General features: G+C 37.1%; 10 protein-coding genes. All 10 read right to left on the bottom strand.

The features are described 5' to 3' along the window. Positions 1-221: 221 nt before the first annotated feature. Entirely contained in the window at positions 222-788 is a 567-nt protein-coding gene (gene hpf, locus RB298_RS13070) for a ribosome hibernation-promoting factor, HPF/YfiA family (RefSeq protein WP_009594286.1), read from the bottom strand. A gap of 195 nt (positions 789-983) precedes the next feature. Beyond that, positions 984-1,181: a cold shock domain-containing protein gene (locus RB298_RS13065; RefSeq protein WP_009594275.1), complete on the bottom strand. Its 198-nt coding sequence runs from the start codon at positions 1,179-1,181 to the stop codon at positions 984-986. Between the two features lie 237 nt (positions 1,182-1,418). Beyond that, positions 1,419-2,417 (bottom strand): TylF/MycF/NovP-related O-methyltransferase, encoded by a 999-nt coding sequence (locus RB298_RS13060; protein WP_486047287.1) that lies wholly within the window; start codon positions 2,415-2,417, stop codon positions 1,419-1,421. Positions 2,418-2,445: 28 nt separating this feature from the next. Beyond that, positions 2,446-3,285 carry a class I SAM-dependent methyltransferase gene (locus RB298_RS13055; RefSeq protein ID WP_486047286.1) on the bottom strand — a complete coding sequence of 280 codons (840 nt, stop codon included), beginning with the start codon at positions 3,283-3,285 and terminating at the stop codon, positions 2,446-2,448. Continuing rightward, positions 3,286-4,425 carry an ATP-grasp domain-containing protein gene (locus RB298_RS13050; RefSeq protein WP_486047285.1) on the bottom strand — a complete coding sequence of 380 codons (1,140 nt, stop codon included), beginning with the start codon at positions 4,423-4,425 and terminating at the stop codon, positions 3,286-3,288. Continuing rightward, positions 4,415-5,524: a DegT/DnrJ/EryC1/StrS family aminotransferase gene (locus RB298_RS13045; RefSeq protein WP_486047284.1), complete on the bottom strand. Its 1,110-nt coding sequence runs from the start codon at positions 5,522-5,524 to the stop codon at positions 4,415-4,417. Before RB298_RS13045 ends, RB298_RS13050 begins: the two co-directional genes overlap by 11 nt. Then, positions 5,524-6,855, bottom strand: a complete 1,332-nt coding sequence (locus tag RB298_RS13040) for a glycosyltransferase (protein ID WP_486047283.1) — start codon at positions 6,853-6,855, stop codon at positions 5,524-5,526. Before RB298_RS13040 ends, RB298_RS13045 begins: the two co-directional genes overlap by 1 nt. Positions 6,856-7,279: 424 nt before the next feature. Then, positions 7,280-8,386, bottom strand: a complete 1,107-nt coding sequence (locus RB298_RS13035; RefSeq protein ID WP_486047282.1) for a glycosyltransferase family 2 protein — start codon at positions 8,384-8,386, stop codon at positions 7,280-7,282. Positions 8,387-8,466: 80 nt separating this feature from the next. Further along, positions 8,467-9,726 (bottom strand): flagellin lysine-N-methylase, encoded by a 1,260-nt coding sequence (gene fliB, locus RB298_RS13030; protein ID WP_486047281.1) that lies wholly within the window; start codon positions 9,724-9,726, stop codon positions 8,467-8,469. A gap of 113 nt (positions 9,727-9,839) precedes the next feature. Next, a complete protein-coding gene (locus RB298_RS13025) occupies positions 9,840-12,995 on the bottom strand; it encodes an IPT/TIG domain-containing protein (RefSeq protein WP_486047280.1) in 3,156 nt (1,051 codons plus the stop codon). Positions 12,996-13,005: the final 10 nt, after the last annotated feature.

Raw genomic sequence — 13,005 nt, 5'->3', positions numbered from 1 at the left:
ATTCCATCGATAAAAAGGTTGCACTATTCAGCATACTCCGATGGGGTTACCATCAAATGCCATTCTTTTTGCGATCCTTACGCGTCTCGAAGCCGTATATCCAAATAAAGAGCCCCACCCGCTTGCACGGATGAAGGCTCATCTTACATTTCGATTTCATTTTAAAATTCGAACCGGGCCAGCTCCCTCCGCATTCCCTTAGAAATGCTGCCGCTTAAAACTCAGTCCCGCTCGATCAATCCGTACTTGCCGTCATCACGTTTGTAGACGACATTTACTTCTTGTGTGTCAATGTTGGAAAATACAAAGAAATTATGGCCTACCATGTTCATCTGCAGGATCGCTTCTTCTACGTCCATCGGCTTCATGGTAAAACGTTTCGTACGGACGACTTCGTATTCGTCCTCGTCATACTCCACTTGCTCTGCATCCACCTGACTGGTGGCCGCTGCCCCGTTCTCCGCAATGAGCGTCTTCAGTCCGCCCTCTTGCTTGATCTTGCGGTTCAGCTTGGTTTTGTGCTTGCGAATCTGACGTTCCAACTTGTCCACAACGGCGTCAATGGAAGCGTACATATCATCGCTTCGGTCTTCCGCACGAAGTACCACACCGGTAAGCGGAATGGTCACTTCCACCGTGTGCAATCCTCGAATGACACTCAGGGTGACGTATCCTTCGGAGGTGGGGGGTGCATCAAAATACTTATCTAGCCTGCTGAGTTTCTTGTCAACATAGTCCTTCAAAGCATCGGTCACTTCAATTTGTTGACCTCGGATAGTGAATTGCATTGGGCACTCCTCCTTTGCACCCTCATTATACCATTTTGTTATGGCTATGTAAAAAGACAGAATTGTGAATTTTAGCACAATATTTTTCGGAGGCCGGACACAAAAAAAGACCCCGGAAGTTCCGGAGTCTTGGGCTAGCGAATCTCCAATTGTTAACCATCGTACCGTTTATGTAGGTCGGCTATGCCGGGATGATTATAATTTGATTACGTTAGCTGCTTGCGGGCCACGAGCGCCTTCAACGATCTCGAATTCTACGGATTGTCCTTCTTCCAGAGTCTTGAAGCCCTCGGATTGGATCGCGGAGAAATGTACGAATACGTCGCCGCCGTCCTCAGTCTCGATGAAGCCATAACCTTTCTCTGCGTTGAACCATTTCACTTTACCTTGCATGCACTAACATTCCCTTCATTGTCAAATAAAGTGTGACACTAATTGTCCACATTTCCGACTATAGCACCCGACTTATCCAGTGTCAATTACCAAGGAAAAGGTTTTCTTTTGCAGAAAACCGGGAAAAATGTCGACTTGGCTTCACGACTGAGTTGGCGGGCGAAAATAGTATGCGGACAAAATATGTTTATGGTTATTTAACCAGGGAGGGAGGGAGTGAAACAAGTATTGGGAATCTTATTTTGCAATGATTACTGTTCCTAGATTATCACTAACGGGTACATAAGGAATAGAATTCTCCGAGCAGAATTTTCGTACTGCTTCTTTCGCTCCCTTAAATATAGCATTATTATAATCGTGAACAAAAATATATCCACCTTTTACTAACCTAGGATAAAAATACGTAAGTCCATCATAAATCGGCTTATACAGATCAGTGTCAATACTTACAAAAGAGAACTGATCTTCAAGGCCTTCCGATGTTTCAGGAAAATAACCTTTTCTTATGTGTATATTTTCTGGGTACTTCATTTTTTTCATAACAAGATCTATGGTTGTATCTGTGAATCGAGTGGTTTCACTAGAGTATTTTTTTTGTAAATCTATCAAGATATCTCTATTGTCAAATCCCTGAAACGTATCAAAAAGGTACAGCTTCTTAGCTGGAAACAATCTATTAATATGCTTTGAAAAATCCCCTTTATATACGCCTAGCTCTGCAACATTACCTGGTATGTTACATGTATTGATCTCATTTGCGATGAGTTCTAATGTCGAAAGTCGAACATAATCAGTAAAACCATCAGTAAGTTCAAACTCTCTTTCCCTACCTAACATATTCATATTTACTAAAAAGTAAGGCTCCATATTATTGCGGGATATTAGGTTAAAACTATTTTGATTTGTTTCTTCTAGTATTCTACGATTTGCCTGATCTTGAATTTCCTGAAACACCTTCGAACCGTTGATCTTAAATGCAATAATTTTTTCCTTTTCAAGATTTGTGTCCTTAAGTTGATTAATTAACTCGTCATACTGACCACTCGCCAGTACGATATAGTCAAATTCATAATTCATTATTTGTTGTGGTGTAATTACAGGTTTATCTTCAAAAAACGTCCCATTCAATTTTAGATCACTATTAATAAATCCAATAATCTCTGCTTTGTTAGAATCGATATAGTTCTTTATAATACTCCATAAACCCCCATTACCAAAGACCAATAGCTTATACATTTAATTTCATCTCCTGATAGTATAGACTTCAGTTAGCACTGTTTTCCAAAATTAATAGAGGTCTTTTATAAAATTCACTACTTGTTGAAATGTCCATAGATAAACACCAAGAATTAAATAAGTCTCTCGACTTGCTCTCATCATTATCTATGGTATCAAGTATGGATTGTGGCATCGTTTTATACTCCTGCTCCATTTTAAAATAATAAGCCACCTCTCGGATATTCCATCCGGAACGTTTGGCGCAATTATATAAATTAGAGAACATTTGATAACAGTCACTAGTAGGCACGATTGGCTTTGTTTTGTCGCCCCCCCAGTTATATCCTAACTGAAGAATTATCAAGGAAGAGACTTTTGAAAACTTATTCAGATAGTTCTCCATATAATCCCAAACCTCATATGGTTCTTTCACTTTATCTTGATCGAAATCCACACCTGCGTGATGAAGCACGTTTAATATCAATGCACAGTCGAATTCATTTTGCAGTGTGTCAAAGTTCTCTATTTGAAGTGGTTTATCTATTACTTTGATGTTAGTAAGATTAAAAATCTCGTTGATTTCTCGAATAAATTCTGCATGATTTTTATTAGGTTCGATTGCTGTGACACTTATATTGGGCAAATCCTTCATAAGACTATGGGAGAAGAAACCAGTATTAGCTCCAATATCAACAATACTATCTACCTTTAACTCCTGTAAAAAGCCCAAAATGAATTTATAACGAGCAGTATCCCCGCGCCATTCTTCATTAATGTGCTCTTGATACCCGAGAGCCTCTTGTACAAAAGAAGGTATATTCTGATAAGTAGAATGCTTAGAAGAATCTTTGTACAGATTCTTAAGCTTTAATATTCTCTCGTTCATTTATTTGTCTCCCTTGATCTCGTCGTAGAAGTAATTAAGGCTATCTTTCCTTAGATAAACATCGCTTAATAGATAATCAGGCAAATGTTGTATAACTTCAGGATTAACATGGTACATCACATCGTTATTTTTTATAGATTTCAATAAGCCTGACAGCCAAAGATATTCTCCATACACATATGGGGGGGATGCTTTCGATTCTTCCTGAAGTTCACAACCGCACATTTGTAACCACAACTCTACTATTGGAACATTACAATCCATGGTTAATTGAAGTGGGCCCCAAAACCGTGGGTTTGCTTCTATCATGTAATCATTTTCCTTTATTCTTTTTATCTCAACCATGACAACGCCATGGAAACCCAATTCTAAAAAGAACCGTTTATACTTCTCACCGATGCTTTCATTGTGTATCTCTGCTGATACTGCTAGAACAATTGATTTTCCATTGCCTTGCTGAATGAAGTTTTTCTGAGAAAAGCTAACTACTGTTCCGGATTTATCAATGGAATATAACAAATAGTAAGATTCACCATTTACATATTCCTGAAAATAAAAATCATCCACATTATATAATCGTTGAAACTCTAGCAATTCAAGTTGATGATTAATAATAACGGGACTAATAGTATTTGAAGTCGAATAATTTCTTGGCTTTGCCACTATCGGATAATTGGTTACAGCTTTCTCTGACAGCGTAATTTCAGTTGGAACTTTCATCCCTTTCAAAGCACATAATTCACCAAAAGAGTATTTATTAGAAATCAACTCATATAAAGCTTTGTTCACTAAGGGAACTGATATATTTCTATCCTCCAAAAAACCTCTATGCTCTAAAATAAAGCGGTTAAGTGCTTCCGTACTTGGTACAATAGTGACCGTATCCACTTCATAGCGTGTTCTTATATGTTCAATTGCATCTATAAATTCATCAAGATCTAGCTGTCTCTTTTTACGTATCCATTTAACGTGGGATGTATATGCTGTTAAATGAATTGGATCATTCTTATCTAAAGCAATGATAAAAAAGGTAATCTTATATTTAGTAAAGATTCGGCATAAAGTTAACACCGCTCTGGTATTAAAACCCGAAAAAAGAATGAACGCGCGACTAGAATTGGAACCTCCTCTATTTAACACATTCATTCTCCTTCACCATGGAAGTTATTTGATTAATTATGATATGACATATCTCATCAATTATCGACTCTGATAATTCTCCGTACATCGGAAGGCACAGTATACGATTAGCCATCTCACCTGCAACTTCCATTGGAGGAGAATCGACATAAGGAAGTCCGTCTAATGACGGATAAAAATATCTTCGAGGAAAAATCTCCTGTTCTTCTAGTGCTTCTTTAACTCTAACTACGATTTCCTCATTTTTTAGTATGATTGGAAAATATGAATAATTTTTTGTTCCTAATTGATTGAAAGAGACTAGATCAATATCCGAGATAGAGCCTAATCGATCTTGGTAATACTTATGGACTTGCTCTCTCTTTGAATGGATTATATCAATGTCATCTAGAACACATAAACCCATAGCCGCTTGAAATTCATTCATTTTAGCATTTATACCTAGGACTTCTGGAATCCCATTTGATCCAAATCCAAAATTTATTAACTGCTTTGCTTTTTTATAAAGTTCTTCATTCTGCATGATTATTGCTCCACCCTCAATAGTGTGGAATAGCTTGGTTGCATGAAAGCTTACAATAGAAACATCACCAAAATTAAAAATACTCTTTCCTTTGTAATCAGTACCAAATGCATGCGCTGCATCGTATATCACTTTTAAATTATGTCTATCAGCAATTTTTTGGATTCGATCAACTTCGCATGGATTTCCAAATACGTGCACCGGTAAAATACAAGAGGTATCCTTAGTAACCTTTTCTTCAATCTTTGTAACATCTATATTTAAAGTCTCGGGATTAATGTCCGAGAAAACTGGCTTTAATCCTCCCCAAATCAAGCTACTTGTTGTCGCCACGAAAGAGAAGGGAGTCGTAATAACATCCCCCTTAAGCTCAAGCAATTTATAAGCTAATTGCAGAGCAAGCGTTCCATTAGAAACAAGAACTAGGTAGGGTACACCCAAATAATCTTTCAACTTACTTTCAAGTTCACGAACCAAGGTTCCATTATTCGTCAATTGGTTAGAAGCAAATATTCGTTCAACATATTCTTGATACTTTTTAATGTTAGGCAGGTAGGTTTTGGTAACTGGGATCATTATAGTTCTCTTTCCTCAGCATCTTTTTTCAACAATATATATGCATTATTATATTTCTTACTAAGAAAATTCATAATTTTATCGATTTGTTCATAATTTTTCTGAACTCGCAGTGTATTGAATCTCCATCTAAAATAAGCATATATGCGAAATCCTAACCACTTATCCATTAGCTCATCCGATGAGAAATAGTTTTTATTAGCAAACCCCCTTAACCTGTCCAGCTCCTTAATTGTGGAATAATCGTACTGGGGAGGCATGTTATAGCTAATGCTTTGCTCATGTACTCGATATACTCCTACATTATCTTGTATAAATCCAACATTTCCTGCCAGCATAAGTTTCAAATATAAAAATAAATCTTTACTCATCGTTTCTTCTACAAGGCATTCCATTTGAACAAGTAATTCCCTTCGAAATACGCTTGTCAGTAGACTCGTAATATGCGGGTAATCCCTCGTCTCATAAAACATAAAATAATGCATGCCATTAACTTCTTCATTTAAATATACTTCCGTTTGTTGCTCCTCCCCAGTAGATATATTAAGCTTCGTACAGTTCGCAAAGACAAAGGATAATGTCTTGTTACTTTCTAATAAACACACAGCTTTCAAGACGTAATTAGAATCTGTTAAATAATCATCATGGTTAACGAAGAGTACATATTCCCCGTCTGCATATTGATAAAATGCATGACACCCATTAACTCCAGGCCCTAAATTCTGAGTGTTTCTCTTATAGTTGACTCTGTACTCTCCTGAAAATCGCTCCATCATAGATTCCGTACCATCGGTAGAACAATCATCCGCGACTATAATCTCTATATTAGGATATGTTTGCGAAAGTAAACTCTCAATTGTTTGTTTGAGATAATTCTCTTGATTATATGCTGTAATTATGACACTTACTTTTGGAATACTGCTCTTGTTTTCCAGGAGAATATTAGTAACAGGCACCTTTAGCAATGAACGTAGAACACCGAGTTTTTGTGAGAGTTCTTCTTTCAAGATCTCATCCTTCGTTACTAGTTGAGCGATATAAAAATGAAAGGCCGCTTTGGGGTAATCTTCTACATTTTCATAAATAAAGCCTATATTATAATTTAAATCTTCATGCAATGGATATTTTTTAATTCCCTCTTCCAATATTCTCTGTGCTATTTCTAAATCATTTAATTTAAAATAAAACATGGATTGTAAAATAACGATATCTGGATCGCTTCCATATTTATCAGAATAGAGTTCCAGTAAATCCTTAGCCTTCATAAAATCTGTTGATTGCATTAAATTGTAGATATCTGCTTTTAATTTTAAGCTGAGTTCAAAATCCATTTGAATTCGCCCTTTTCTTGAAAGTTATTTTTTCTACACCCGGTAATATCGGCATGTTTTTACATAAACTTGATAGTATAATACGAAGATAAGTTCCAGCTGATTAATTAAAAACTATCGAAAGATCAGCTTAGTATTTACCAATGGAGTGAACGCAACGAAATTACCAATCGCCGTTCTTCTTGACAAATCTAGAGCGTAAGAAAAGTGAAGCTATTTCATTTTTTATATTATTAACTTGAATTTGATTTTGGCGATGTAAAAGTTAGTGTGTAATAAGAGCAAAGCCTCGTTAAAAAAACTAAAAAGCAGGCCTACTAAGAGTTCAACTAAAGCGGTCTGCTCGATAAAAATTATACTAAATATATATTGCCAAGTATGTCTGGGTTTAATATTAGCCTTATCACTTCATGTCTTTCACTTGCTACACCTTCCCTTTATGCGTATACACTTTAACTAATGCAGGTTTGAACCGATACTCAGCACTTCTAGAATAACATCTATATGCCTCTTCATCATTATCCATAACTTCGTAATATACCCCTAGATTGAATAAGGCTCTATAAGAACCGACTCCTTCGACCGACTCATATGAAGGATTTGTAACCTCGCCTAGATGAAGACAATATTCGAAAATCTCCTTAATATCCGTAAATTTCTGAACGTCCTTTCTATCGATTAAAGAGACACCGTATAAAAAATATAGATCTGTAAAATCAGGATAAAATTCAATAGCATCGTTAATAAGATTGTCCAATATATCAAATTGAGCAGTATTGAGTAAGCAATAGCCGTAAGATAAAAATAAAGTAGAAATAAAATCAGGCAAGAAACCTTGTTTCGAAGCACTTTGGAGAGCTTCATCAAAAGCCAGAATAGCCTGTTCATAATCCCCTTTCACATATAAGGTCTGTCCAATTTGAAAACTTATATAGCTTGAATTGGAATCGGATTCCTGTTGTTTTCTAAGCAGTCTTAAATTTCGATCGATTTTACCCTTTTTTTGTATTTCGCTATCTTGGTATCCAGTATGATTTATAACAATATTTGTATTTTGAACTGTTTCAATTGGCATGCCCTTGTAAGTTAATTGTTCATGAATAATACCCTTATATTGATATTCTCCACGATTAGGGAATAACCGAGTGAGCCTTGAATTCACTATTCTTTGTTCATCCATTACGCTGCGTACGATAACAGTTGCTGGAACATCTGATAAACTGTTTATATATTGCTCTAGAAACTCTGCAGTAGTTTGATCTAATATTTCATCTGCATCCATGATCAATATATAAGGTTGTGTAGCAACACTGATTGCGTAGTTTCTAGCATCTGAAAAATTATCATTCCATTGATAATGATGAAGTCTTACTCCCTCTTCGACAGCTATTGCGATCGTATGATCCGTAGATCCAGTATCCACCACATTAATCTCATTAACTATGGACTTCAAAGAGCGGATACACTTTGCAATGTATGCTTCTTCATTCTTAACAATCATACAAACGGATATAGGTAGCTTAGTTTTCATAATAAGTCCTCACTAGTCGTTTTATAGAGTTCTCTCAGCTAACTCTATTTCTAACAGAGATCCATAATATCTCAGCTCGTTTAAATTTGAATTTTTTCAATTTTTCTATCTTTCAATAATGATACGATATGGGCCAGTGTATTAAATCCATTTTCCTCTATCAGCTCCATCATGCCATTCTTGTACGATAAATTATGTTCAAATGCACGAACAAAGGTATAAATAATTTTCACAGCTAAATCTTGGCTAAGCCCTTTATACTCCCCCGAAATTCCAACAAAGTGCAACTTTAACATAGCAAATAAGGAGGCCAATTTAATGTAGTCCTTAAAGGGATCCCCAACTGCCATATTAGGAAACATGCTCTCAAACATATAATTCACTACATAATTCTCTAAAATATACTCATATCCAGCAATAAAAGGAGCATAGTAATTTTTATAATTAAAGAGGTAAACATCCACCACTTTTTGATTATCCATATGGTTCTCATCTCGAATATTCAAACCGTTCATCAAATCTTCTAAACATTCGAGATATTTCACGCTACTAATGTCTGACTTTTTTCGAGCTTTAACCAATCCTATTGTCGTCTCAATTTGCAAAGAAATATTATCATGTATAAGCTGAATGCTATTTAAATATTGCTCAGTAGAGAGTTTGATTTGATATTCTTGAATCAGATCATTTATTTCATGATAACTTTTTCTGTCCAATATCTCTTGTAGTTTATTCATAAACAATCCTAAGAAAATAAGTCTATCACTTAAGCTTAAAAGTCTACTTTGTACTATATCGATTGCAAATTCTCTAACTTCATGGAATTTCATGTTCCCATTATTTATATTCTGGGTTTTAAGATTAATCTTTGTGCTCCAATTTTTGTTTGGCTCGTAATCTTTCTTCTCGAAATCAATACCATCAGGATTCAAAAGAGCTAGTCTGGCAGCCTCGGGACAAGATAATGTGGCTGATAGCTCAAACTGATTATCAATTTGATTCTGGATTCTTGGAAAGGTTGCACATACTGGTGAAAGCATATCCTCACCGAGCTTTAAATGCACGGCGCACATCTTGTTTTCATTGAGTAACGAACAATGTTTATTTTCGTTCATTTTAAGAAAGGCATATTTTGAGTCGCTTGTGACTTCATTTTTATTTCGTTTGACAGAATCTTTAATTTCTTTTCTCAATTCAGAATGCTTGATATTTTTATACTTTAGATATGTTTTCTTATCAATAGATATTTGCCACCCCGCAGAACAACAATTATCCTCACATTCACTACCAATACAGACAAAAGAATTCATATACCTTGGTGTTAGTACTATCTTCTCCACAAAACCCCTCCTACTGATACCCTATAACCCTTTAATAATATATATCGTCATACAATTAGATTTCATGAACAATAAAAAAAGGAAAGACCCAATAAGGCCTTTCCTATATGCAATTACTTGTACTCAAAATCTTTCGAATTGCTTTTCTTTCCATCAGGGTTGTTGACTGTAACCGAAACAATTCCTGGAGTAACTGCGGAAGGAACCCTGATCATTAAGCGTGAACTATTGACAAACTGAGGGGTAATGATTATTCCTCCAAAGTCTATAGTCGCACCATTCTGATAATAAGCACCATCCACGTACATTGTGTAACCACCAGCTATCGAGCCGCTTGCCACACTCAGCTTACTAATTGAAGGTGCTGGAATAACAGGGGGCGCATCATAGGTAAATTGAGCAGTTGCAGTGGAGCCCGACGGATTGGTCAATTCAATAGGTACTGCTCCCTGGGCAGTTCCAGCAGGTGTAATAATTCGAATTCTCGCATTCGAGACGTAAGTAAAGCTTATTTGTTGCCCGTTAAAAGTGACTGTCATTCCAGGATCATAGTTCGCTCCATCAACATATACCGATGTACCACCGGCTAAAGGGCCATTTCCTGGGATTAACTTGCTGATTGATATTTTCGGTTCTTCATAAGTAAATCCGCCTGTTAATGTAGCTGATTGACCATCAGGATTAGTAATCGTAACGTCAACAGTACCAGCAGTTGAAGACGAAGGAATCATAACCCTTACTTGTGTAGTGTTCACATAAGCATACAGGTTTAACTGAGTAGAACCAATCGTCACTACAGCACCCCTTTGGAAATTTTCACCATTAATAACCATGAGATAGTTTCCTGTCTTGGCTCCTGTATTTGGTGTTACTGATGTAATTATTGGTGCTGGAATAACTATAGGTGCCTCGTATAAATAGCCATTCGCCTTCTCAACGTACTGTGAATCAGGATTCACTACTTTTACCGTAACATAACCTTGGTTTGTAGCTTCTGGTGCAACAATCGAAAGCCGTGAAGTAGTTACGAAAGTTGTAGCAATTGCTTGATCATTAAAGTAAACTTGTGCTCCATTGGCAAAGTTTTGACCATCTACGTAAACTCGATTTCCTCCTAAAAAAGGCCCTTTAGCAGGTAACACGGCAGATATTGCCGGACCAGGTGGTGGTGGTGGCGTCAAATACTCATACGCATCCGCTAGAGTGACCGACTGTAGATCAGGATTAGTAACTGTAATTGCAACCTTTCCAGGTGTAGGCCATTCAGGCGCAGTTACTGAAAGCCTGGAAGAAGTAGAGAACACAACCTTCGAAACTTCACTTCCGTCAAAATAAACTTTAGCATTAGGTTGGAACCCTGTCCCATCTACGTATATTGTATTCCCTCCAGTCATAACTCCTGATGCCGGTGTTACTTTTAGTATTGTTGGGGCAGGCGGAAGCGGTGGATTCTCATAAGTATATGCAGCTGGCAGGTCAACGGAATAACCGTCTGGCCCTTCAATGCGGACATCTACCGTTCCAGGAGTATTATTGGCAGGTGCACTTACCAACATTTTATTTACACTAGAGTATTTATAATTTGTACCTTCCACATCGCCAAAGAAGACTTTACTTCCAGTTTGAATGAGTGTTCCATTAATTGTAACGGTTTCCCCTCCCGTTGTAAGGCCCTTGTCCGGGGTAATTGAGGTCACTGTCATTTTGGGTGGTTCATTATATGTGTATGACTGGGACAACGTAGCTGTTCTTCCATCCGGATTCTCAACAACGACGTCCACAACTCCTGGATTAGTAGCAGCTGGTGTCATGACGGAAAGATAACCACTATGATTGAATGTTACACTGGTCGAATAGACTTCACCAAATTTAACCTTTACACCTTTCAAAAAGGAGCTACCTCTAACTTGCACCAGAGTATTTCCTTCCAATGGTCCATTGTTCGGTAATATATTGGTGATTACAGGATCATCATAATAAGTATAGTTTGCAGTAGCGGCTTGATTATCGTCATTGATGAGTTTAACCACAGCCTCTCCTTGATTACCTGGTGGCACCAGCACTCTAACCTCATTTGGACTTATATAGTCAACCTGTGTAGAGTATTTTCCAGCAAAAGTTACTTGAGGATTCTCCCTAAAATTCTCACCAGTGATCGTTACAGTATCACCACCTGTAACTTTACCTTCAGATGGAGTAACAGCTGTAATAACCGGAGCAGGATATTTAACCGTTACAGTTGGATTAGGAATATTCGCCTGCTTAGAAACACCCGTATAATCCTTATATGTAATACGCGTCCCGTTACCGTTTACAGGGAGCAAACCCACTTTACTTCCTTTTTTATGCCTTATTTTATAAGTGAATGAGAGTGTGTCTTTTTTCAACTCAAGGAAATTCCACGTCAGCTTATTTCCCTCAACAATCGGTTTAGGGATATTATTGTCGTATGAGCCTGGGATAATTTCAAATTGATTGGATATTATATCATCTACAATTACATCATATGCACTAGCCAAACCAATTTCTTGAACAATCGCAGCATAAATTTCAGAAAGTCCAACAGAGCCAAGCACATAGTGATGGTGGTGAGCTGTCGTTGCCATCTCTTTAAGCAACTTGTTTGGTCCGCTAGTGTCTGGATTAGCGTTAGATTCTAAAAGAGCTATCGTATAGAATACAATTCCAGCTTCCTTAGCCTCATTTGCTTTATCCAATGCAAACTGATACGGGTTATTGCTTGGTATTGTAGCATCGCCATCCGTTAACAGTACTATAACAGGCTGAGCATTGTCTCTATGACCCTCTAACATTTCCATAGCCTTTGATATAGAGTCTCCTGTTGCAGTACCACCGCTAGCTTTTATAGTGGAAATATAATCTTTTACGGAAGACGTATCTGTTGTTAACCCAAACGAACGGGATGCATCGCTATAGTCAACGATACCAACTCGGTGTTTTGAGAAATCCATCAAATCGATGAATCCTTTTGCAGCGTTTTTAGCATCCTCCATTTTCTGTGTTCCCATGCTGCCTGATCTGTCTATTATTAATATGACATCGTTGGGTAATACCACATTAACTGGCGGAGCACCTGTTATATCAAGCCTTACATCAACCTCTTCTCCCTCAAGGATGTTATTAGGAGTAACTGTTTTATTGACTGTGAGATAATTATCTGCGGCTTCGATTTTTCCCGGTAACCATTGTAGCCCTGCCACTATTATCATCACGGCTAATAAGCTTAATAGCCAGCGTCTGATCTTCATTTTTCTTGTC

This window comes from Priestia sp. BR_2 (assembly GCF_041954005.1).
GTDB lineage: Bacteria > Bacillota > Bacilli > Paenibacillales > Paenibacillaceae > Paenibacillus_AQ > Paenibacillus_AQ lautus_A.
Note: the sequence above shows the minus strand (reverse complement) of the source record. Positions and strands in the feature narration are given on the sequence as shown.